General features: G+C 63.6%; 20 protein-coding genes and 1 pseudogene. 9 read left to right on the forward strand and 12 right to left on the reverse strand.

Annotated elements, in window-relative coordinates; genetic code table 11:
* Positions 1 to 87 precede the first annotated feature (87 nt).
* From QUH67_RS03625 to QUH67_RS03665, 9 genes are all read right to left on the reverse strand, one after another.
* Positions 88 to 3,597, reverse strand: coding sequence for a hybrid sensor histidine kinase/response regulator (locus tag QUH67_RS03625; protein ID WP_300945277.1), 3,510 nt, complete (start codon positions 3,595 to 3,597; stop codon positions 88 to 90).
* Positions 3,598 to 3,724: 127 nt separating this feature from the next.
* Positions 3,725 to 4,954: a 5-aminolevulinate synthase gene (gene hemA, locus QUH67_RS03630; RefSeq protein ID WP_300945278.1), complete on the reverse strand. Its 1,230-nt coding sequence runs from the start codon at positions 4,952 to 4,954 to the stop codon at positions 3,725 to 3,727.
* A gap of 234 nt (positions 4,955 to 5,188) precedes the next feature.
* On the reverse strand, positions 5,189 to 5,443 hold the full coding sequence (locus tag QUH67_RS03635) for a hypothetical protein (RefSeq protein ID WP_300945279.1): 255 nt from the start codon (positions 5,441 to 5,443) through the stop codon (positions 5,189 to 5,191).
* A gap of 29 nt (positions 5,444 to 5,472) precedes the next feature.
* Positions 5,473 to 5,721, reverse strand: a complete 249-nt coding sequence (locus QUH67_RS03640; RefSeq protein ID WP_300945280.1) for a hypothetical protein — start codon at positions 5,719 to 5,721, stop codon at positions 5,473 to 5,475.
* Between the two features lie 41 nt (positions 5,722 to 5,762).
* A complete protein-coding gene (locus QUH67_RS03645) occupies positions 5,763 to 6,011 on the reverse strand; it encodes a hypothetical protein (RefSeq protein WP_300945281.1) in 249 nt (82 codons plus the stop codon).
* Positions 6,012 to 6,235: 224 nt separating this feature from the next.
* Positions 6,236 to 7,297 (reverse strand): MBL fold metallo-hydrolase, encoded by a 1,062-nt coding sequence (locus tag QUH67_RS03650; protein ID WP_300945282.1) that lies wholly within the window; start codon positions 7,295 to 7,297, stop codon positions 6,236 to 6,238.
* Positions 7,298 to 7,570: 273 nt separating this feature from the next.
* A complete protein-coding gene (locus QUH67_RS03655) occupies positions 7,571 to 9,691 on the reverse strand; it encodes a methyl-accepting chemotaxis protein (protein WP_300945283.1) in 2,121 nt (706 codons plus the stop codon).
* A gap of 207 nt (positions 9,692 to 9,898) precedes the next feature.
* Positions 9,899 to 10,624: an outer membrane protein gene (locus tag QUH67_RS03660; RefSeq protein WP_300945284.1), complete on the reverse strand. Its 726-nt coding sequence runs from the start codon at positions 10,622 to 10,624 to the stop codon at positions 9,899 to 9,901.
* Positions 10,625 to 10,845: 221 nt separating this feature from the next.
* Positions 10,846 to 11,166, reverse strand: a complete 321-nt coding sequence (locus QUH67_RS03665) for a hypothetical protein (RefSeq protein ID WP_300945285.1) — start codon at positions 11,164 to 11,166, stop codon at positions 10,846 to 10,848.
* A 95-nt stretch (positions 11,167 to 11,261) separates the two neighbouring features.
* Here QUH67_RS03665 and QUH67_RS03670 point away from each other — a divergent pair, with 95 nt between their 5' ends.
* Positions 11,262 to 11,495, forward strand: a complete 234-nt coding sequence (locus tag QUH67_RS03670; protein WP_300945286.1) for a hypothetical protein — start codon at positions 11,262 to 11,264, stop codon at positions 11,493 to 11,495.
* 70 nt (positions 11,496 to 11,565) lie between these two features.
* Here the strand turns inward: QUH67_RS03670 and QUH67_RS03675 are convergent, their stop codons facing one another.
* Together QUH67_RS03675 and QUH67_RS03680 are read right to left on the reverse strand one after the other, a co-directional pair.
* Positions 11,566 to 13,023, reverse strand: coding sequence for a GH1 family beta-glucosidase (locus QUH67_RS03675; protein ID WP_300945287.1), 1,458 nt, complete (start codon positions 13,021 to 13,023; stop codon positions 11,566 to 11,568).
* A gap of 13 nt (positions 13,024 to 13,036) precedes the next feature.
* Positions 13,037 to 14,059: a glycoside hydrolase family 16 protein gene (locus QUH67_RS03680; RefSeq protein WP_407080405.1), complete on the reverse strand. Its 1,023-nt coding sequence runs from the start codon at positions 14,057 to 14,059 to the stop codon at positions 13,037 to 13,039.
* Positions 14,060 to 14,309: 250 nt separating this feature from the next.
* On the opposite strand from QUH67_RS03680, the gene QUH67_RS03685 reads away from it, so the two are divergent.
* Entirely contained in the window at positions 14,310 to 15,350 is a 1,041-nt protein-coding gene (locus QUH67_RS03685) for an HD-GYP domain-containing protein (protein WP_300945288.1), read from the forward strand.
* Between the two features lie 172 nt (positions 15,351 to 15,522).
* Positions 15,523 to 16,518: a hypothetical protein gene (locus QUH67_RS03690; protein ID WP_300945289.1), complete on the forward strand. Its 996-nt coding sequence runs from the start codon at positions 15,523 to 15,525 to the stop codon at positions 16,516 to 16,518.
* A 5-nt stretch (positions 16,519 to 16,523) separates the two neighbouring features.
* Here the strand turns inward: QUH67_RS03690 and QUH67_RS03695 are convergent, their stop codons facing one another.
* The gene (locus QUH67_RS03695; RefSeq protein ID WP_300945290.1) at positions 16,524 to 17,234 is read right to left on the reverse strand and encodes a GntR family transcriptional regulator; all 711 of its coding nucleotides are present in this window, start codon (positions 17,232 to 17,234) and stop codon (positions 16,524 to 16,526) included.
* Positions 17,235 to 17,367: 133 nt separating this feature from the next.
* Between QUH67_RS03695 and QUH67_RS03700 the strand changes: the two genes are divergently transcribed.
* The 6 genes and pseudogenes from QUH67_RS03700 to QUH67_RS34895 form a co-directional block, all read left to right on the forward strand.
* Positions 17,368 to 18,315, forward strand: coding sequence for an ABC transporter substrate-binding protein (locus QUH67_RS03700; RefSeq protein ID WP_300945292.1), 948 nt, complete (start codon positions 17,368 to 17,370; stop codon positions 18,313 to 18,315).
* A complete protein-coding gene (locus tag QUH67_RS03705) occupies positions 18,312 to 19,163 on the forward strand; it encodes an ABC transporter ATP-binding protein (RefSeq protein ID WP_300945293.1) in 852 nt (283 codons plus the stop codon). Before QUH67_RS03700 ends, QUH67_RS03705 begins: the two co-directional genes overlap by 4 nt.
* Positions 19,160 to 19,909: an ABC transporter permease gene (locus tag QUH67_RS03710; protein WP_300945294.1), complete on the forward strand. Its 750-nt coding sequence runs from the start codon at positions 19,160 to 19,162 to the stop codon at positions 19,907 to 19,909. Before QUH67_RS03705 ends, QUH67_RS03710 begins: the two co-directional genes overlap by 4 nt.
* 1 nt (position 19,910) lies before the next feature.
* On the forward strand, positions 19,911 to 20,645 hold the full coding sequence (locus tag QUH67_RS03715) for an ABC transporter permease (RefSeq protein ID WP_300945295.1): 735 nt from the start codon (positions 19,911 to 19,913) through the stop codon (positions 20,643 to 20,645).
* A gap of 31 nt (positions 20,646 to 20,676) precedes the next feature.
* The gene (locus QUH67_RS03720; RefSeq protein WP_300945296.1) at positions 20,677 to 21,540 is read left to right on the forward strand and encodes an isocitrate lyase/PEP mutase family protein; all 864 of its coding nucleotides are present in this window, start codon (positions 20,677 to 20,679) and stop codon (positions 21,538 to 21,540) included.
* Positions 21,541 to 22,396: 856 nt separating this feature from the next.
* Positions 22,397 to 22,498, forward strand: a pseudogene (locus QUH67_RS34895) (PEPxxWA-CTERM sorting domain-containing protein); the annotation flags it as partial.
* Between the last annotated feature and the right edge of the window lie 643 nt (positions 22,499 to 23,141).

Genomic DNA, 23,141 nt, shown 5'->3' on the forward strand with positions numbered 1-23,141 from the left:
CGAACCCGGAATCCAACAAGCAACGGGTCCAGCGGTGAATTGGATTCCGGGTTCGCGCCAAGGGGCGCGCCCCGGAATGACGACCATCTATTCCGCCGCCACCATCTGCTGCGCGCGCCATTGGCCGAGCAGCGCGCGCAGCGAGGCCGGCTTCACCGGCTTGTTGAGGATCGCGATGTTTTCCTCGCGGGCGGCGGCGCGGACGTTGGGGCTGCGGTCCGCCGTGATGAGGATGGCTGGAATGGCTTCGCCGAAGCGGCGGCGGATCTCGCGGATCGCGGCGACACCGTTGCCGCGGTCGAGATGGTAGTCGACCAGGAGGCCGGTCACGCTGTTGCCGGAGGCTTCGATCGCTGCGATCGCGGCGTCCGGATCGGCCACCGCGATCACCTCGGCGTCCCACGCCGTCAGCAGCGTCTTCATGCCGTCGAGGATCGCCGGATCGTTCTCGATGCAGACGATCAGGGCGCCGCTCATCGGCGTCTTCGAAAGCGGCGTTGCGCTGGTGACCGCGGCGGTATGGTCGATGGCGTTGGCAACCGGCACCGTCACCGAAAACACCGAACCGCCGCTGGCGGTGGCGTCGATCGCGATACCGTGGTTGAGCACGCGCGCCAGCCGCTCGACGATCGACAGGCCAAGGCCGAGGCCGCGCGCGATCCGTGCGCCCTGTTCGAGGCGGTGAAATTCCTTGAAGATCTCGCCGCGCTTGGTCACGGGGATGCCGACGCCGGTGTCCCAGACGCCGATCTGCAGCGACTGTCCGTGGCGGCGGCAGCCGACCAGCACGCGGCCGCGCGGGGTGTATTTGATGGCGTTGGAAATGAAATTCTGCAGCAGCCGGCGCAACAGCGAGCGGTCGGACTGCACCGGCAGCGAGCAGGGCACGAAGGTCAGCTTCAGCCCCTTGGCGCGGGCGATCGGCGCGAACTCGATCTCGAGCGAGCGCATCAGGTCGGCCATCTTGAAGCTCGAGATCGAGGTCGTCATCGCGCCCGCGTCGAGCCGCGAGATATCCAGCAGCGCGCCGAGGATTTCCTCGATCGCCTCCAGCGAGTCGTCGATGTTCTCGACTAGGCGCGAATCCTCGCCGCCGGTCTGCCGCTCGACCATGCTCGTCACATAGAGCCGCGCCGCGTTGAGCGGCTGCAGGATGTCGTGGCTGGCAGCCGCCAGGAACCGCGTTTTCGAGATGTTGGCGTCCTCGGCGGTGCTCTTGGCCTGGGCCAGCTCGGAGTTCAGCCGCGTCAGTTCCTCGGTGCGGTCGCGCACGCGTTTTTCCAGCGTCGCATTGGCGCGTTCCAGCGCCTCGGCCGCCTCAAAACTCGGGGTGACGTCGGAAAAGGTGATGACGAACCCGCCGCCCGGCATCCGGTTGGAGCGGACCTCGATCACCATGTGGCGGTCGGGCAGGCGCTCCAGATAGGGGGCGCCCTCGGTGGTGTAGGCCTCCAGCCGCCGCTGCAGCAGCGTATCGGGATCGCCAGGATCGGCTGCGCTGACGGCGCCCATGAATTCGAGGATTTCCTGCAAGGGAATGCCGAGCTGCACCAGATGCGGCGGCAGCGCGAGGATTTCGCCGAACTGGGCGTTCGAGCAGATCAGCTGCAGGTCCGCATCGAACACCGCAATGCCCTGGCGCACATGGTTCAGCGCGGTCTGCAGGATCTCGCGGTTGAAATGCAGCGCGGCGTGGGAATCGTCGAGCAGTTTCAGCGCGGCCTTGGCAGAGACGGTGCGCTTGCGCAGCAGCAGCGACATCACGAGGCGCGAGGAGGCCGCCCCGATCGAGGAGGCGATCAGGCGTTCGGCGTGCTGCAGCAATTCGAAATCGGCGGGGGCCGATGGATCGAGATGGCCTGGATGGCTGATGGCGAAGGCCTCGAACGCCTGGGCGGCGCGCTCCGGGCCGAGATATTGCGCCACCGTGCTCTGGATGTCCTGCACGGTCACGGTGGTACGCCAGCGACGAAACGTCGGCGCGATCGGCGTCAGCGCGCTGGGTACGAACAGGTCCGCCTGCAGCCGCTCGATCGACGACGGCCGTTGCGCCAGCGACATCACGATATAGGTGAGGATGTTGAGCGACAGCGACCAGATCACGCCATGCATCAGCGGCGGCAGATCGGCGCCGAATAGCGCCCGCGGTCGCAGCGCCTCGATGCCGAACGGGCCATGTTGCAGGAAAAGCAGACCGGCGGTGCTGCCTTCCAGGAAGCTCGGCACGAACAGCGTATAGGCCCACACGGCAAAGCCGACCAGCATACCGGTCATGGCGCCGCGCGCGGTGCCTTCGCGCCAGAAAAGTCCACCGAAGAAGGCCGGCGCCAGTTGCGCCAGCGCTGCGAACGACAAGAGGCCGATCGCCGCCAACTGCGTGTTGCCGAGCGCGCGATAGTACAGATACGCCATCACCATGATGGCGAAGATGGCAAAGCGCCGGATGCTGAGCAGGAAGTCGCCAAAATCCTTGCTGCCGTCGCGCGCCGCCCGGCCGCGCTGCAGCACCAGCGGCAGCACGATGTCATTGGAGACCATGATGGAGAGCGCGACGCATTCCACGATCACCATCGCGGTCGCCGCCGACAGGCCGCCGACGAAGACGGCAATGCTGAGCAGCGTGGCATCCGCCTCGATCGGCAGCGCCAGCACGTACATGTCGCTGTCGACGGCGCCGAACGGGAAGGTGACGAGGCCGGCAAGGGCAATCGGAATCACGAACAGATTGATCGCGACCAGATAGAGCGGAAACAGCCAGCGGGCGCGGCTGACCTCCGCCGGGCTGGAGTTCTCGACCACGCTGACGTGAAACTGCCGCGGCAGCAGCATGATCGCGCAGAAAGACAATAGCGTCATGGTGAGGAAATTGCCGATCGACGGAGAATAGTTCATCGCGCGCACAGCCTCCGGCGTCTTCATCGCGCGTTCGATCAGTTCGACCGGCGTGAACATCCAGAAGGTGACGAAGGCGCCGGCGGCGAGGAAGGCCACCAGCTTGACGATGGATTCGGTGGCGACCGCCAGCATCAGGCCGTGCTGGTGTTCGGTGGCGTCGGTCTGCCGGGTGCCGAACAGCACCGCGAACGCCGCCATCGCCAGCGTCACCACCAGCGCGATGTCGCCGATGATCGGGATCGAGGAGAACAGCTTGTCCTCGCCCAAAATCGTTTCCAGCGAGGACGCCACCGCCTTGAGCTGCAGCGCGATATACGGCACGGAGCCGACGATCGCGATGACGGCGACGGTGGCGGCCACCGCCTGGCTCTTGCCGTAGCGCGCCGCGATGAAGTCGGCGATCGAGGTGATGTTCTGCGATTTGGCGAGCTGGATCACGCGTCGCAGCAGCGGCGTGCACAGGCCGATCATCAGGATCGGGCCGACATAGATCGCAAGGAAGTCGATGCTGGTGCGGGTGGCGAAACCGACCGAGCCGAAGAAGGTCCACGAGGTGCAGTAGATCGCCAGCGACAGCGGATAGATCAGCATGCCGGCGCGGCCACGCTGGCCCGGCGACAGCCGGTCGCCATAGCTGGCGACGAAGAACAGCAGGCCGATATAGGCAAAGGCGGCGGCGATTACGCCCCAGTCGTGCAGCATCGCTGCTTGTCTCCCTCTCCGGTCGGACGCGCGCTGGCGCCAATGCCGGAAACCAGGAGTATAAACGCTTTGGGCCAGCAGCGCATCGCGCCACCGGCCCAATTTTGCGAGGCTTGGGTGAGTAGGGTTACTCGGCCGCCAGCGATTTCTGCTTCACCGGCAGGCCAAGACGGTCCCAGACCTGCAGCAGCGCCTCGGCGAGCCCGTCAATCAGGCCGTCGTCGTGGTAGGGCGAGGGCGTGATGCGCAGCCGCTCGGTGCCCTTGGCGACCGTCGGATAGTTGATCGGCTGGATGTAGATGCCGTGCTCCTCCAGCAGCATGTCGCAGGCCTGCTTGCACTTCTCGGGGTCGCCGACGAACAGCGGCACGATGTGGGTGTCGCTCGACATCACGGGCAGGCCGGCGGCGTTGAGAATCGCCTTGACGCGGGCGGCGCGGTCCTGATGACGTTCGCGCTCCCAGTTCGAGCCCTTCAGGTGGCGGATCGCGGCGGTGGCGGCCGAGCAGATCGCCGGCGGCAGCGCGGTGGTGAAGATGAAGCCCGGCGCATAGGAGCGGACCGCGTCGATGATCTCGGCATTGCCGGCGATATAGCCGCCGAGGCAGCCGAACGCCTTGGCGAGCGTGCCTTCAAGCACGTCGATGCGATGCATGACGCCGTCACGCTCGGCGATGCCGCCGCCGCGCGGGCCGTACATGCCGACCGCATGGACTTCGTCGACATAGGTCATGGCGCCGTATTTATCGGCGAGATCGCAGATCTTCGACAGCGGCGCGACGTCGCCGTCCATCGAATACAGGCTCTCGCAGGCGATCAGCTTCGGCCGGTCAGGGCCGGCGGCGATCAGGAGTTCTTCCAGATGCGCCATGTCGTTATGGCGGAAGATCTGGCGTTCGCAGCCGGCCTGGCGCACGCCCTCGATCATCGAATTGTGGTTCAGCGCGTCGGAGAGGATCAGGCAGTTCGGAATCAGCTTGGCGATCGTCGAGATGCCGGTCTGGTTCGAGACGTAGCCCGAGGTGAACAGCAGCGAGGCCTGCTTGCCGTGCAGGTCGGCGAGTTCCTGTTCGAGCTGCACCAGCGGATGATGGGTGCCGGCGATGTTGCGGGTGCCGCCGGCGCCGGTGCCGACTCTTGTGGCGGTTTCGACCATGGCGCCGACCACCTTGGGATGCTGGCCCATGCCGAGATAATCGTTGGAACACCAGATCACGACGTCGCGCTTGCCCTTGGGCGAGTGCCACACCGCGTGGGGAAATCGGCCGGCGATCCGTTCGAGATCGGCGAAAACGCGGTAGCGCCGCTCGTCATGCAGGCGATTGAGGGCGGACTGGAAGAATTGGCTGTAATCCATCGCGAAACCCGAGGCGGAGGAAGAGCTGAGGCGGAACCGGCCGGTTTCGCTCGGCCTTTTTAGAGCCTTTCCAGCTTGGGTGTCCATGCGGAATCCCACATTTCAGGGCCGCTCCGGGATACTACCTAGGCGAAGAAATATTGATCAGGATCAAGACGCTAGGCGGGATTCGGTCCCGGGATTTTCGCCGCGCCGCCGAAACCGTGAACCGCCCGCTGGGCGACCCAAATCCGGCTAACCGTCCAGTTCCCTGATGGCGCGATGGGCGGCGATGACGGCATCTTCTTCGGACTTGCTGTCTTCCGCCGTCACAAAGCCCCGGATCGCGTCCCCCCGCGTGATCGTGGCGGGTTGAACAATCGGCGTCATGTTGGCGCGCCAAAGTCCGGGTTGGCGTTGAAAGGTAACGATCCTGTAGTCAGACGTCTTGGCCATTGCAGTCCTTTTGGCAGTCCTTTGGCGGTCGTCCTGTCGCGCCAGCAGCGCCAAGGCGGAACGATCGTGTTTTTCCGGGCGGTTCAACAACCGCGGCAGATGTTCTTCAGTTTGGCGGCGGTTCGGGCGTCCTCCGCGAGGAAGGGGTCCCTGTATTCAGGTCGCGAGGCGTCTCTCTCAAGCGCCTTGGGCTTTTCTGTTTTCGGAGGCGACGCGGCGTCGTAGCAGGCGAGTCGCGCGCTCGTGCTTTCGATCAAACGGCACTCCTGGCCTGCGGCAAGCGCGCCCGATGCGAAGGCGAACAGCGCCAATACGGCGGCAACCGTTTTCATGCATTTTCCTTTGCGTGCGGCATTGCCCGGGGATCGGGAAGTCACATCGATGAATAGCGAACCGCACTTTTCAGCGCGCCATCGATCTCGTCGGCCAATTCGACCTCACCGATCGCATGAAGCGCGGACGCCATCGTCGATGCCTGCGCGGCACTCATCGAAAGCGGCTCGCTCGTCTCATAGCTGAACTTGATCCGCCAAATTCCGCCGGGGTTGCGGTGCGGCTCGACAAGCAACGCGGGAAGATCAGGTAGTCCGTTCTCAACAAGCAGGGCTGACCGCGTCAACATGACGGCATCAAATCAGGGCTACACGCATGGAAAATTTGAACACGAAAAAACGTCCGGTGTGGCGTCAATTTTAACATGCCGCGACCGTGCGCCCATTTGGGTGCAATAGCCATGGGTTAGTTTGGTCAGGTCAGGTAGGCGAGTACCGTGAACGCCTTGGAGCGGCGTATGGGTCAGAATGCGAAGCACCACTGCATCCGCCCTCCCGATTCAGCCTGTCGCTGTCAGGTGGTCCGGAAGCGCAGGACGCCGTCGGTCATTTCCGAGGTCAGGCGCCCTTCGTTGATCATGTAATTGACGTGGGCGATCAACTCGCCGGAAGCAAAGCCCATCTGGTGTACATCGAGCGGATATTTGTTGAACACGACCGGCACCAGTTCCCGTGACGTTTGCGGGACTTCCCGGCAGGCTTCCGCGATCAGGCGGCAGCGATCCTCGTGATGATCGGCGAGCTGCTTGATACGGGTCTTCAAGCCGTAGAACGGCACGCCGTGGCCGGGCAGCACCATGACGTCGTAGGGCAGGGTGGTGGTCAGGCTGGCAAGCGAGGCCAGATATTCGCCCAGCGAGTTCTGGTCGGGCTCGACGGCCCAGACGCTGACATTGGGCGAGATCTTGCTCAGGACCTGGTCGGCGGAGAGAAACAGCTTGTCGGCCGCGCAATACAGCATGACCTGGTCGAGGGCGTGGCCGCCGCCGGTGATGACCTTGAAGCGGCGGGTGCCGATCACGACCTCGTCGCCGTGGGAAATGCGGTGGTAAGCCGGCGGCAGCACCGAGACGCGCTTCAGATAATCCTGGCCGCGGCCGAGCAGCTTGTCGGTCAGGTCCTCGTCCATGCCGTGACGGCGGAAGAACAACCGCTGTGCGTTTTTCCGCTCTTCGGTGCCGCGGTTCTGGTGATAGACCGATTGCAGGTATTCGACCTGCGACATCTGCAGCGGGCAGTCGAAGCGCTCCGTGATCCAGCCGGCAAGGCCGACATGATCGGGATGCGAATGGGTGACGATCAGCCGCGTCACCCTCACATGCTGCAGCGGTCCCTCGAACAGCGTCGTCCACGCCGCAATGGTCTCTTCATTGCCGAATCCGGAATCGACCATCGCCCAGCCGTCGCCGTCGGCCAGCAGGTAGATGTTCACGTGATTGAGCCGGAACGGCAGCTTCAGACGGATCCAAAGCACGCCGGGCACCACTTCGACGACCTGATCGTGGCCGGGGTGGCTTTCCCAAGGGTATCGCAGTGCCTCGGCCGAGGACGGCACGGTGTCGGTTTTCGAATGCATGCTACCGGCTTAGCGGCAGAGGCGGCGCTGCGCTAGTTGAAAAAATGGGGGTAGGACGCAGGCGTGCATTGGGGGCGCGGAGCCGGCCAAGACCTCAATCGTCGTCCCGGGCTTGACCCGGGACCCATAACCACCGGCGGAAATTGATCTGCTCGCAGGTCGTTATCTTTCTTTCCGGCAATAACGGCCGCGGCGTATGGGTCCCGGGTCAAGCCCGGGACGACAGCGAGTTTGTGGCAGCTGCATCCGGCCCAAGGCCGGGACGACCGTCTCTTACGCCGCCCGGATATTCGACAGGAACGCGTCGATTTCCTCGCGCAGCACGTCGGCCTCGCGGCGCAGCTTGTCGGAGGCGGTCAGCACCTCGTTGGCGGTGGTTCCGGCCTGGGCCGAGGCGCTGGAGACGCCGACGATGTTGGTGGAAACCTCGGTGGTGCCGCTGGCGGCATGCTGGATGTTGCGCGCGATTTCGCGCGTCGCCGCACCCTGTTCCTCGACCGCGGCCGCGATCGCCGTCGTCACCTCGTTGATCTCGGCGATCGTGCCGCTGATGTTGCGGATCGCGGAGACCGCGGTCTCCGTCACCGTCTGCATGCTGCCGATCTGCTGGCGGATCTCGTCGGTGGCCTTTGCGGTCTGGTTGGCGAGGCTCTTCACTTCGGAGGCGACCACGGCAAAACCGCGGCCGGCGTCGCCAGCGCGCGCGGCCTCGATGGTGGCGTTCAGCGCCAGCAGGTTGGTCTGCGAGGCGATGGTCTGGATCAGGTCGACCACCACGCTGATGCGCGCGGCGTTGTCCGCGAGCCCCTGCATGGTGGCGTCGGTCGCGCCGGCGTCTTCGACCGCCTTGCGGGCGATTTCGGAGGAGGTGACGACCTGGCGGCCGATCTCCTCGATGGACGACGACAATTCCTCGGTGCCCGAGGACACCGTCTGCACGTTGGCGGAGGTCTGCTCGGCGGCGGTCGCGACCGTGGTCACCAGCGCGCTGGACTTGTCGGCGGTCGCGGACATGGCCTTTGCGGTGGTCTGCATCGAGCCCGCGGCGTTCGACAGGCTGTCGAGCGCGGTGCGGACGGTGGTTTCGAACTCGACGATGCGGGCTTCCATGCGGCTGGCACGTTCGCTCTTGGCGATGCGGTCCTTGTCCTGCTCGGCGGAGAGCGCGCGGCTCTGGATCATGCTCTCGCGGAACACCTGGAGCGAGTCGGCCATGACGCCGATCTCGTCCTGGTGGTGGGTCTGGTAGATATCGGTTTCGAGGTCGCCGCTGGACAAAACCTGCATCGATTGCTGCAGGTTGCTGATCCGCCGCAGGATGTTGCGGCCGACATAGAGCCAGACGAACAGCACCGAACCGACCAGCGTGCCGATGCCGAGCGCGAGCATGACCATGGTCCCGAACGAAATCTCCTGGCGCGCCTGCCAGGTCGCGGCGTCGGTTTCCTTCTGAACGCCATCGACCAGCTGCTGCACGCTGATTCCGAGTCCGACGTTGAGCTTGCGGGTTTCCTCCAGAATGGTCTGGCCGAAATCATCCGCATCCAGTTCCTGCTGACGGACCTTGAAGATACCGGCCTTGCCGTCGGCCAGCGCCAGCAATTCCAGCGTCGCCGAGCGGACCACGTTCATCGCCGTGGTTTTCGGCAGCGCTTCCACGTTCGACTTCACGCGCCCCTGCGCCGTGCGGAATTCCTTGCCGATGTTTTCCAGCGTTTGGCCGTTGGTCGCAGACAGCGCGGCGATCATGTCGAAAGCCATGAGGTTGCCGCTGGCGGCGATGTCGGCAAGCTGCTCGGCGGTCTTGTGCGCCTTGATGGCGTCGGACTGGGAGAAGTTCGGCGCGGCGTAGATGCTGTAGAGCTCGGTCTGCGCGTCGATCGCCGCGGGACCGGCCGCGGCGACGAAGCGCCGTTGCGCCTTGCGGACCGCGGCGTACAGCCTTTCGTGCTGCGCGGCGAGTTCGAGCCGTTCGAGGGCGGCCGAGCCGAGGCTCTTGATCACCGCGTCGATGTTTTTCATGTTCTCGGTGAGTGCCGCGACGACCGCCTTGTCGGCGCCGAGTTCGACGATCTCGCCGAGCTTCTGCGTCGCGATCGCCTGGGTTTCCTTCATTTTCCGGGTGCGATCGTTCAGTGCTTCTTCGCTGCGCGCCGCCAGCAGCGCCGGCCCCTGGCTCGCGAGGCTCGCGCTCTGTGCGGACAATTGCAGGCTCGCGGCAAGACGCGGGATGTCCCGGGCGCTGAGGTCAATCATGGTGCCGCCGAGGCGCCCGAGCATCAAGCCGGCGCCGGCGGAGATGATGATCGCCATGCCCGCGATGACGGCGAAGGCGGCAAACAGGCTGCCCCTCACGCCGAAGCTAAAACCCTTGGATTTGATTGGTGCCGCCATTTTGCCCACTGCCCCGTCCGCGCTACCTTGAGGTGTTTCCTGGCGGCAGTATCCCCTTACCCGGTTAACAAGTTTGGAATTGAAGGGCTTTTCGTCGCTTTTTTGGTGGCGAATGAATTATTCTGTTCCGCAAACCGGAAAACTCGCGCCAAAAAATAAGAAGGCCGGCGCGAACGTCGGCCTTCTGCAACTGATAGTTGAGGTTACTCAGTAGCGTGCGGCGACGGGGCTCGCGAAGTTGAAGCGATAGTTGACGCCGAGCTTCAGCGTGTGGTCGTCGGTGCGGAAGCTTCCAAACGGCGCGAGCGCGACAGGGCTCGCGAACCGCGCGGTGCCGAAGTCATAATACATGTACTCGCCTTTGACCGCCCAGTTCGGGGCGACCATGTATTCGAGGCCGGCGCCGACGGTCCAACCGTTGCTGTGGTTGCCGTTGAGCAGGAAGGGGATCGGCGCGCCGGCCAGCGTCACCCGCTCGTTGTTGTCGGAATAGGCATAGCCGCCTTTGACATAGAGCAGGCCCGGACCCCAGGTGTAGCCGAGGCGGGCGGTGACCGAACCGAGGCCGCGCTGGTCGTTGGTATAGACGTAGGCGCCGGGGAAGGTGGCGGTGAGGTTGCTCTTGCCGAGCCAGGAATACTGGCCCTCGGTGCCGAGCACCCAGTTCTGCGCGAACTGCCAATCCAGGCCGGCCTGGATGCCGCCGAGCACGCGGGCGCTGGAATCGCTCAGCACCGCGCCGTTGAAATCGCTGCTGCCGCTGAATGCACCGCCGACATGGCCACCGATATAAAAGCCAGTCCAGTTATAGAGTGGCGCGGCATAGGCCGGAGGCCCCTTGTAGTAGGAGCGGCCGCCGAGATCGGCGCCGAAAGCCGGGGCGGCGGCGGTGAGGGCCGCGGCGGCGACGAGGGCTGCGAGGATCTTTTTCATTGTGCTGGTCTCCGAAAACCGTTCGGCGACCTCGACGCGGGCCGCCCTCCATGGCCACGGAGATAGACGGCATTTGACTAAAATGCTGTCACTTGGCGGTGACACCGGGTCGTAACCCAACCCATTGGCAGGTAAACGTTTTTCGTGCTTAATGAAGGACTAATCAAAGGTTAGGGAAGGCTTAATTTCGCGGACCTTTCGCCCCTTCCGGCAAGCTTTGCTTAACCAATGCGGCGTCGCACGTCGCTGCGCATCTGTTCGCGAAAGGCCTGCCGGCGGGCAGGCCGTTCTTTCGCCGGCACGTCGTGGCGGTCGAATACGTTGAACATGTCCAGGATCGGGTAGCGGTCGCTGGCCATCGACAGAATCCGCAGGAACTCCGCCACGGGTCCGGCCGGACCGGTGACCTCCCATTTGCGGATGGTGTCGGCGCCATCAGGGCCCTCCAGCCCGCAGAGTTTGGCCATGTCGGCGACCGACAGCTTCTGGCCGATGGCTTCGCCCAGATGCTCGCGAAGTTTCTTCAATTCAGCTCCGGTCAACGGGTTCTCCGTTCAATTCATTTCTGTGAAGTAAGTCACACACCAGGCGTGACTTGGGGCGTATACGCAGCGCATTCATTCCCGAGGAGGCCATCATGCGGCGGTTGATCGAAAGCCTGACGCCACAAGCCCGCCAGCTTTACTGGAAATGGGTCGGCGGCGTGTTCGCACTTTATGTCGTGCTGTTGCTAACCGCGGCCAGCCTGTTTGTCGGTCACGAATCGCCGCGCAAGCTGGCGCAAGAACCGGTCACGACTGTGGCGGTCGAGGGCAAGACGCGCTCGATCTCCGAGGTCTCAGCGCCGGTGCGGCAGGCCGCGCGGTATTGATCCTGGTGCTGTTCCGGAAAGTGCATGCCGTTCCTCCGAAAAGGCCGCGCACAATTCATGGCGTTGGCCATCACACGCCGATCGCGTTGCGCGCCACCACGTCACGATAGAAGTCGACGCTGAGTTTCGGCGTCCGGCGCTGCGTCGCAAAGTCGACATGGAAGATGCCGAAGCGCTTTTCATAGCCGTAGATCCATTCGAAATTATCCATCAGGCTCCAGAGGAAATAGCCGCGTACCGGAACGCCCTCTGACGTCGCGCGCTGCAGCTGCCGCAGGTAGTTGCGCAGATACATGATGCGATCGAGATCGTAGATCTGGCCGTCGGCGCTGACCTTGTCTTCCGACGAGGTGCCGTTCTCGCTGATGTAGATGTTCTCGATGTTCCAGACTTTTGCCGCCAGCCGCGGCGCCCAGTAGATCGTCTCGGGACCGACGCGAAGCCAATCCGAACTCATGTGCGGGAATGACGCGGGGAAGGGCAGCATTTTCCAGCCGGGCGGCTTGTCGGAGGCCGCGATGTAGAACTGCGGCGCGTAGATGTTGAGGCCGACGAAATCGTTCGGCGACGAAATGATCTTCAATTCTTCTGCGGTGAATTTCGGTGCGTTGCTGCCGGCATATTGCAGGAAGCCGTCCGTGTACTTGCCTTCCAGGATGACGCCGAGGAAGCCCGAATTGAGCTCGCGCGTCGCGATCTCGGCGGCGCGAACGTGTTCAGGTGTGTCGAATGCCGGTACGCAGGTCGCGAGGTTTTCCGCGGGGCCGACCTTGGTGCCAGCGCGCCCGCGGGCGCGGATCGCCTGCACGGCAAGCCCATGCGCAAGCGCCACATGGTGACGGACCTGGTTGACGTCGGCATCCGGCAGCTTCAGTCCGGGCGCATCGATGCCCAATCCGTAGCCGAAGGTCACGAACCTGCCGGCCTCGTTGATGGTGAAGATCGATTTGACGCGGTCGGTCAGGCGCGCCGCCATGTGGCCCGCATAGTCCGCAAACGCTTTCGAGGTTTCGCTGGAGCGCCAGCCGCCGCGCCGATCCTCGAGCGCCTGCGGCAGGTCCCAGTGATACAGCGTAGCAAACGGCTCGATGCCGTTCTTGAGTAGTTCGTCGACGAGGCGGTCGTAGAAGTCGAGTCCCTTGGGGTTCGGCGCCCCCGTTCCGTCCGGAAACACCCGCGGCCATGCGATGGAAAACCGGTAGGCCTTGGCGCCGATCTGTTTGATGAGGCCGATGTCTTCCTTGTAGCGATGGTAGTGTTCGTTGGCGCGGTCGCCGGTGGTGCCGTCCTCGATCTTGCCCGGCGTATGCGAAAACGTATCCCAGATCGAGCGGCCACGACCGTCTTCATTGACAGCGCCTTCGATCTGGTACGACGACGTGGCGGTGCCCCACACGAAGCCTTGCGGAAAGCTGGCAGGCTGCCCGGCCGTTGCCGGCGCGGCGGCGTGAGCCGGCGCGGTTGCGACGCCGAGCGCCGACGCGCCTGCGAGCTTGGCAAAATGCCGGCGCGAGAATTTTCCGAACATCCATTGTCTCCGGTCAGCGTTCGTCGATTTGATAGGCGGATATGCGGTCGATCTCGAAGGCGACGGTCGCGGGCGACAGGCCGTCGACGAATCCCACGCCCTCGAACGTCTTCGAACCCATTGCGAGATTGACGATCATGTACATCGGATCGATGAAGCCGACGGGAACCTTGATCTCGGATACCGGTCGACGATCGATGAAATAGGTGATGCGGTCCGGCTGCCACAACGCGCCGTAATTGTGGAAGGCGGTCGGCGCGTCCGGAACCCGGAAGTCGAAGCCGCAGCGCTCCACGCGCTGCGTTTCCGGGATGCGCCAGTGCGTCGTCATCGCGATGTCGCCCGGCCGCTGCCCGCGGCCTTCCATGATATCGACTTCGGGCGGCCAGCCGCCATTATCGGCGAGCATCCAGAACGCCGGCCACACGCCGATGCCGACCGGTATCCTGGCGCGGATTTCGAAGTATCCGTACTTCTGGGAAAACCGGCCCTGTGTCGTCAGGATTCCCGAGATATATTCATTGTCGAACAGCAAGGTTTTCAGCGCCGCGGGGGTGCGGCTGGCGACGATCGAGAGAACACCGTCCTTGACCTTGAACGGGTCGAGTCCGAGCGGCGTTGTTTCCCGTCCGCCATAGCGCGGGTCGACATAGATCTGCTGCTCGCCGTTCCAGTTGGTCTTGCGCCTGAAGTCAGAGCCGTCGCCGCCCCAATAACGCGCTTCCGGCCAGGCCGGGCCGCCAGCGTAATGCGGGGCCCATCTGTTGTCCAACAGGGGATGGGTGTCGAAATCGTCGTTGAAGGTTCGGTGCAGCGATACCGAAGCCAGCGAGGCGGGCTCTGGCGCTTCGATGCGGCGGCATTTCTCGCCGAGGATGGTGGTCGCGACCTGCAGCGTGAGCTTGCTCGTCGCGCCGGCGAGATCGGCCTGCGCGAATGCCGGGACGGCGGCGATCACGCTCCCGAACGAGGCCAGTGCGCACCACGTCAATCTTCCGTAGCTGGTTTCGCTTCGAAACGACGGGAAATCACTCACTGATGGCGCCCTCGATCTGACGGTCCTTTCGATCCTGACGGACGCGCTCACCCGTTTGGGGTCCGTAGTTATACGAGGTCGGAACTTAACGGCAAGGTAGCCAAGTTTGATGTTGATTAAAGGCTGAAATGCAATGCGACGAATGCGCCGATCCATGGTGGGATATATCGGCTAGCGGTTTCATTTCCGGTCAATGCTTGAATTTTAAAGAGCAGCTACCTCTAGAGTACCGAGTACGGAAGTTCCAGGAATGCTCGTTTATTTTGTCACCGACGAACCGACGAAGCTGCCGGCGGTTCGTGCGATGCTCGAGCCGCAACACGCCGTACTTCCCTGGGTATTGGGCGGCGACGGCACCGGGGTCAGGTCGCACGGCGTGCTGATGGTCGACATCGACCTGCGGCAAGGGGCGCGCGTCGATCAGCTCAAATTCGTTTTGCAGGATCTCGCCGAGATTCCCGAGAAGCTGTTCGTCGTTCACAATCTTTCCCGCTCGATGGTGGCGCAGGCCTACGCGCTCGGCGCGACGGCAGTAATTTCACGTCCCAAGGAAGCCGTTCTCAAGGTGGCGGAGATCGAACAGGCGGAAACCGCTGCAGAAGATGGCGCCGCAGAACCGCCGACGGCGGACGAGGGCGTTGCCGCCTTCGCCTCGATGTTTTCGAATGTGCGCAATGGCAAGCCGCTGAAGCTGGCCGATGCGCAGCGGGCGACCTCCAAGATCATCACCCGCGTCGGGCAGGACGGGCTTTCGACATGGCTCGACGAGGTACGCCGCTATCACGAGGGCACGTTCCAGCACTGCCTGCTCGTGACCGGTATTGCCGTCGCCTTCGGGCTGGACGTCGGATTTTCCGGCGGCGACGTCTCGCGGCTCGGGATGGCGGCGACGCTGCACGACATCGGCAAGGCGCGCATTCCGCTCGCGATTCTCGACAAGCCGGGACGCCTCGATGCCGAGGAAGAGGAAATCATCAAGCGGCATCCCGCGATCGGATATGAATTGCTGAAGGGCGTGCGCGGCATCAGCCCGGAAATCCTCGACGGCGTCCGGCATCATCACGAATATCTCGATGGCTCCGGCTATCCGGACGGACTGTCGGGCTCGCAGATTTCCGATCTGGTCAGGTTGCTGACGATATCGGATATTTTTGCAGCACTGGTCGAGGCAAGGCCCTACAAGCCGCCGATGCCCCGGCAGGACGCCTACCAGATACTCTGCGGCATGGAGGGCAAGCTGGAGAGCGCGCTGGTCAGGGCGTTCCGCAAGGTCGCGCTAGCGCCGGAGTGAACCGGCGCGCTGGCCGCGCAAACTGACATCCAGAGCAAAGCTGCCATCGCATCGTCCGCTCGTTCGTCGGCGGAAATCAGCGCATGACATTGTGCATCCGCAGCCGCGGGATATTCGTTGCTGTGGAGCGGGCAGCTGTTGCCGGTTATGGTTCGGGCCGAAAGGCGAAGCCATGAATGTCATCGTCGAGGATATCGATCGAACGCTGGAATACCGCTCGGACGCGGTCATGGTTCGGCTGCTGCCGAGCGGCCTTTTGCTGATCTTCCTCGGCCTGTTGATACATGTGTTGTCGTATCCCGCGCCGATCGGGACGATGATCGCGGTCGCCCTCTGCACGGCTTTCGGAATCTGTCTGGTCTCCCTTGCGCTCTGGCGGCGCATCCACCACGGCAGGCCGCTGTTCAGGCTTTCGCCTGACGGCATCGACTACCGGATCCCCTGGCTGAAGGCGCTCCACATCCCCTGGAGCGAAATCCGGGGCATCGACACGATCGACGTCGAGGCGAGGTACTGGAGCTTTTGGGACTTCCGTTACGGGTTTCAGATAATCCCCGACCGTAAAGTCGTAAACTATCCCAACGTCACCGTCGTGCTGGTGTCGAAGCAATTCTACGACCGGCGGATAGGCGTTTCTCCGCTGCTCCTGCCAGGTCCCGGCTGGAGGGCGAATTTCATTCCAAAAGACGGGCTGGTCCAGGTCGCCCTGCACCACGATCTCGTGTCGGTCGAGCCGCGTCCGTTTCGCGAAGCGGTCGAAGCGCGGTGGATGGCGTTTCGCGACCGCCCCGGCAACACAAGCGTTCCGGCCGTCGCGGTGGGGCAGGGCAATGCGGCGGCGGCTTCAAGGCCCGCCGTGCGACGCGCCGCGCCCGGGACGGCCGCCGTTGCGATGGGGGCAAATCCGAAAGCCATGTCGCGGTGGCAGGTTGTGGCGAGCTCCGTGCTGCTGATCGGCATCGCCATCCTGCTGGCCAATATCGCCGGGCTGTGGGATCTGCCGGGGCAGAACGAGGTGCGTGAAGCCAGAACCAAGGCTCAGACGGAACAAAAAGTTTGGGCGGATTCGATCAAGCGGAACAGGGAAGAAAGCAGGCGGCTCGAAGCGGAGCAGAAAGAATTGCGGCGGCAGCTCGACGAGGACATGCGGCGGATGTTTGCGCGATAGAAGGTTCAGCCGGCGGCGGTTTCCGATGTTGCCCCGCGCGTCCCTTCGTTCGCCGCGCCGCCGGTGGACGCGCGCAGCATGACTTGCCGCCCGGCGTGAATGTGGGCGCGCATCACCGCCACGGCCCAATCCGCATTGCGGCCATCGATGGCTTCGACCAGGTCGTAATGATGGCTGACGCTGCGCGCCAGTTCCTGCCGGTCGAAGCGCGTGAACGTGCGCACCACAAGCGGGATTTCAACGAGCGTGACGAGGAGGCTGACGAGGCGCTGGTTGGCTGCCGACGCGACGATCAGGCTGTGGAAGCGGTTGTTCAGCTCGGTGATGCGCACATAGTCCGGCTCCGCGCCGCCGAACGCGGCCTGCTCGATCTGCCTCGCGAGTTCGCGCAGCTCGGCGACCTGCGCCGGGCTGGCATGGCGCGCCGCCTGTCCCGCCGCGTAGCTTTCCAGCTCGACGCGCAGCGCAAAAATCTCCTCGATGTCACGATGGGACCAGCCCGGCACCCGGACGCCGAGATGCGGCTCGAACGCGACCAGCTGTTCGCTGGCAAGCCGGCGCAGCGCCTCCCGCACCGGCGTGCGGCTGATGCCGAGTTCGGCCGCGAGTTCGCTTTCGCGCAAGTGCGAACCGGGCGCCCAGCGGCCGGCCGCCAGCCCCTGACGGATCGAGCTGTAGGCGACGTCGGAGGCGCGCAGGCGCTCGGGTTGGTTCAAGGCGGCATCTTTCCGCTGGACAGAAGAGATCATTGTATACAATATAACTGGAGAAAAACAGGATGTATCGACGAGACAGTCGATATTTGTTGAATCAAAGCGATTTGGCAATCATTCCGGGTAGGGAGCGACCATGAGCATTGTGTACAAGTTTGTCCTGGGCTGCACGTTGACCCTGGCGGCATGGGCAGGCCTGCGCCCGGCTGCGGCCGAACAGATCACGGTCACGCATTGGGGCGTGCTGATGTACGGCGCGCCCTACGCGATCGCGATCGAGAAGGGCTATTACAAGGAGGTCGGCCTCGACATCGACGGCGTGCTTACCTCCAAGGGCGGCGGCACCACGATGCGCAATGTCATGGCCTCCAGCCTGCCCTATGGCGAGGTGGCGCTGTCGGCAGCCCTTGCCGCCATGAAGCAGGGCATCGATCTGAAGATCATCCATACCGGCGTGCGCACCGCCGGCGAAATTCTCTGGGTCACCCTGCCGGATTCCGGCATCTCGTCGGTCAAGGACCTCGCCGGCAAGAAGGTCGCCTTCACGTCGCCGAAATCCGTCACCGACATGCTGCTGACGATGGTGAGCGACAAGCATGGCATCAAGTCGGAGACCGTCGCGGCCGGCGGCATCGGCGCCGGGCTGACGATGGTCGAGCAGAAGGCCGTGGTCGCGGCGCCTGTGATGGATCCGATCTGGTCCAAGGTGTCGGCCAAGTTCAAGCCGGTGTTCTTCGCCAAGGACGAATTGCCGCCGATGGTGCAGACGGTCGGCGTCACCACGTCGGAATACGCCAAGGCCAACAAGGACAAACTGCGCAAGCTGGTGCAGGCGCGCGCCAAAGCGGTCGCCTTCCTCTACGCCAATCCGGAGGAGACGGCCAGGATCGTGGCGAAGCGTTACGAGACCGACGAGAAGACCATTCTCGCTGCGGTCAACAATCTGATCGCGATGAAATACTGGAGCGACGGCGCTTTCGAGTACGACGCCATGGATCACATGGTGAAGGGGCTGCAGATCGTCGGCGAGATCGACGGCAAGGTCGAGTGGAACAAGGTCGTCGACGAAAGTTTTCTGAAATGAGCGCCGTCGCGCGCACGATGGAAGGTAAGGTGCGCGAGGCTTCCGGGGGCGACCTGCACGCCGAAATACGCGGCGTCACCCGCGTCTATCCCGGCGGCATCCATGCGCTCGCCGCCACTGACCTGCGCTTGCGGCGAGGCGAATTCTATTCGGTGATCGGCCCGTCCGGCTGCGGGAAGTCGACGCTGCTCGACGTGCTCGCCGGCCTGTCGCAGCCGACCAGCGGCGAGGTGCTGTTTGAGGGCCGCCCGCTTGATGGCCGCGTGCCCGAGGGCGTCGGCGTCGTGTTCCAGGAGGATGCGTCGTTTGCCTGGCTCAACGTCGCCGACAACATCGTGTTCGGCCTGCGCCGCGAGGGCGTCGATGCCGCAGAGATCGCGCGCCGGCTCGACGATGCGCTGCGGCTGATGGGGCTGGTCGATTTCGCAAAAGCCTATCCGGCGCAGTTGTCGGGCGGCATGCGCCAGCGCGTCTGTATCGCGCGGACGCTGGTGATGCAGCCGCGCATGATCCTGCTCGACGAGCCCTTCGGCGCGCTCGACGCGCAAACGCGGCTGGTGATGGGCGACGAATTGCTCAAGGTCTGGCGGGCCACGGGCGCGACCGTCTTGTTGATCACGCACGCGCTCGACGAGGCCGCGATGCTGTCCGACCGGATCGGCGTGATGTCGGCGCGGCCCGGACATATCATCGAGGAACTGGAAACCGGCTGGCCGCGCGAGCGCGATTCGCGGATTGCGGCCGATCCGGCCTTCGGCGCGATCACCGCCCGGCTGTGGTCGGTTCTGCGCGAGGAATCGCTGAAGACGATGCGGCAAGCCAAGCCCTCAAAGGGTAAACCTTCATGAGCCGGGTCGGCCTGATCCGCCTGCTGGTGGTCGCAGGCTTCATCGCGGCGCTCGAACTGTTGTGCCGAACCGGCGCGATCAGCCCGCGCGTGCTGCTGGCGCCGTCGGACATGGCGGTGCGGCTGGGAAAACTGCTCGCCTCCGGCAAGGCCAATGCCGACATCGCCGAGACGCTCGGCAATGTCGCGATCTCGCTGCTGCTGTCGGTGGCCGGCGGCTTTACCATCGGCGCGCTGGTCCATGGCTTTCCGCGGCTGCGCGCGGCGATCGATCCGTTCCTCGCCAGCTATTACGCCTTGCCGTTCTTCGCGTTCTATCCGCTGTTCATCGTGCTGTTCGGCCTCGGACGCGGCGCCATCGTCGCGATCGGCTTTCTGTTCGGCGTGGTCGCGATGATCATCGCCACCCTCAACGGTTTCGACCGCATCCCGCGCGTGCTGCTGCGCACCGCCGCCGTCCACCACATGAGCCCCGCCGCCACCGCCCTGCTGATCAAGCTGCCGAGCGCCGTGCCGTACCTGTTCACCGGCGTCAAGCTGGCCATCGCCTATTGCTTCATCGGCGTCATCGCGGCCGAGTTCATCATGGCCTCTTCCGGGCTGGGTTATGCCATCTCCTATGCCTTCAACAATTTCGACAACGGGACGATGTATGCGCTGATGCTGTTCGTCATCGTGCTGGTGACGATCGTCAACGCGCTATTCTACGGCTATGAGCGGCGCTTGCTGCGCCGCTGGGGGCGCTGACATGAGACGCGTCCTCGATACCGCGCTGCTGATGCTCGCCGGCCTCGCCATCTGGCAGGCGCTGCACTGGGCGGCGCCGTTTGTGCTGACCTCGCCGGCCGGCACCGCTGATCGAGCCTGGCAGATGCTGTCGAGCGCCAGTTTCTGGCCGCATGCGGCCGAGACCGCGCGCGCGTTCGCCTGGGCGCTGCTGCTGGCGGTCACAGGCGGCCTCGCGCTGGGGTTCAGTCTCGGCCTCAACCGCACCAGCGCCGAAGTCGCCGAGCCTATTCTGGTGTCGGTCTACAGCCTGCCCAAGGTGACGCTGTATCCGCTGATCCTCTTGGTGTTCGGGCTCGGCGTCCCCGCCAAGATCGCCTTCGGCACGCTGCACGGCATCGTCCCGATCGCGATCTTCGCGATGAACGCCGTGCGTAACGTCGCCGCCGTCCATTTCAAGACTGCCCGGGTGATGCGCCTGTCGCGCCGCCAGACGCTGCTCTCCATCGTCATCCCCGGCGCCATGCCCGAGATCGTATCGGGCCTGCGCATCGGCTTCTCGCTCACCTTGCTCGGCGTGCTGATCGGCGAGATGTTCGCGTCGCAGCGCGGGCTCGGCTACCTCATCATGAACGCGATCGGCCTGCATGATGTCCCCACCATCATGGCGACGATCCTTCTGCTCGCGATCGTTGCCGTATCTGCCAGCGCCTTGCTGCTCTGGCTCGACCGTCGCTTGCACCACCGCGTCGCCTGAGGCGCCCGACAATTTTGAAAGTAATGAATCGATGACGCAAAGCCTCTCCGCCCGCCTGAAACAGCCCGGCTTGATCTCGGCGCCCGGCGTGTTCGAAATGATTTCCGCGCGCATCGCCGACACCATGGGCTTCGATGCGCTCTACATCACCGGCTATGGCGTGGTCGCCTCGCATCTAGGCCTCCCGGATGCGGGACTGGCGAGCTACACCGAGATGGTCGGCCGCGTGCAGCAGATCGCCTCGGGTACATCGACGCCGCTGATTGCCGACGGCGACACCGGCTATGGCGGACTGCTGAACGTCGATCACACCGTGCGCGGCTATGAGAAAGCCGGCGCGCAGGCGATCCAGATCGAGGACCAGGAATATCCCAAGAAATGCGGACATACGCCCGGCCGCCGGGTGGTGCCGATCGCCGACGCCGCGCGCCGCATCAAGGTCGCGTGTGAGGCGCGTTCGTCAAAGGATTTTCTCGTCATTGCCCGCACCGATGCGCGCACCGCGCTCGGCCTCGACGAGGCGCTGCGCCGCGGCGAAGCTTTTCTCAAGGCCGGCGCCGATTTGCTGTTCATCGAATCGCCGGAGAGCGAGGCGGAACTTGCCAAGATCGGCCAAACCTTCGCCGGCGTGCCGCTGGTCGCCAACATGGTGGAAGGCGGCCGCACGCCGATTCTCTCGCGCGCCGAACTTGAGGCCTCCGGCTTCAAGCTCGCGATCTTCCCCACCGCTGGATTTCTCGCCGCAGGCGCCGCACTTCGTTCCGTCTATGGTGAACTCCGCGCCAAGGGCTCCAGCAAGGCGTGGGGCGGGGAACTCTATCCGTTCGACGACTTCTCCCGCCTGATGGGTTTTGAGCGGGTCTGGGCGTTCGAACGCGAGCACGCCGAAGGCTGACGTTTTTCCGCAACGGAAAACCAAGGTTGTCGCTCTCAAGGATCCGACCTTTGATGCAGCCATCGCTTGCAGAGAGTGTTTCTCTCGTCTTGTTACGAGCGTCGCTAGCATCAGGCACATACCGGCATGCGTGCCTGACGCGCCGGCGGTGGGAAACCGTCACACACGCTTAATACTGGTAAACGAAAGATGAACTGTCGCTGCAACGCGCGGCGAGAAAAGCCTTGGCCGGTGCTTGGCTGGCAAGAGGCGAGTTCATTGAGGAAGTGGTATGAAAATGATCAAGACGGTTGCGGCAGTTGCCGCGCTAGCTTGGGTCGCTGCAGTTAGTGTATCCCCCGCATCAGCTGACGTTATCAGCAATCCCATCAACGGTTACTCCTTTCCCTATCTCGGCACCGGGACTGGAGGTCAGCAAACGCAATACATCGGACAGACGTTCACGTCGCCGATCTCCGGGCAACTGACCGACTTCCAGTTCACCCTGAACAGCTCGACCATCACCTCGCTCTATGCGGCGGTGTACGAATGGAATGGCTCCGGACCGACCTCTTTGCTCTGGCAAAGCCCGACGGTATCGGGAATTGGATCCGGCGCGAACGGCGCCGGTGTTTTCGACTTCTCGCCCACCGGGGTGAGCCTTGTCGACGGCCACACCTATGTGGCTTTCCTGAGCACCTACGGAATCGCAGGAAATTCCGGCCTGGCGACCGTCGGTACGTGCCTGAGCTTCAGCCAATGCACCAGCGTCGACCCGCATCTCGGCAATCTGGTGTACGCCAACGTCTTCGGCGACGGCACTACCACCTGGTCGAACGCAAACCGCGCTTTCGACGCCACCTTCTCCGCGACGATCTCCGCCGTCCCCGAGCCCTCCACCTGGGCGATGATGATCCTCGGCTTCTTCGGCGTGGGTTTCTTTGCGTATCGGCGCAGGAACGGAACTGCTATCGCCTGATTTTCGGCGCTGGCTATCAAGCACAACGGAAGACCGCCCTGGTGGCGGTCTTTCTTGTTTTCGCAAGTCAATTGCGTCGCCAGTCTTGCGGGAGCTTTCGCGGATGTCGGCGTCGTTGCCTATCGCTGAGTCAATCGGTCGAGTGTTGTGGGAAATGAATGGTGCTGCCAGACAGGATTGAACTAAGGCTGTAATCCTGCTTGATATTGATTTTACTGTACTTTTCGGTCCGGCGATCTGTTCTTGTGTGGCACTCGTGGGTGGCGCCTGTTGGCGCTGGAGAGTACCTTACAGCGGCCCAGAATGCATCATCTCTTGGCGGCGCAGTCTAAGATTCTCGTAGGGATGATCCTGAAGCCTTGACGACGCTGGTGCAGCGCCGGATCGGTGAGTCGATGAACTGGCGCACTCACGACAGTTCGTCCGAATACACCTAACCAAGGGCTCAAAACTAAGGCCCTGCCATCCCCGGCGGGCCTTTTTCTTTTCCTGACGAGCTGACTCGGATGCAAATGGCAATGCAAACCAAGACCGGCAACAATAAGAACTCTCCGAGGAAGGTATTCCGAGAATGATCCAGCATCCCCAAGAGTACAGCATCGAACACCGGAACGGCCGGTACGTCGCCAAGCCGCTGGATAGA

Source organism: Bradyrhizobium roseum, from assembly GCF_030413175.1.
GTDB classification, from domain to species: domain Bacteria; phylum Pseudomonadota; class Alphaproteobacteria; order Rhizobiales; family Xanthobacteraceae; genus Bradyrhizobium; species Bradyrhizobium roseum.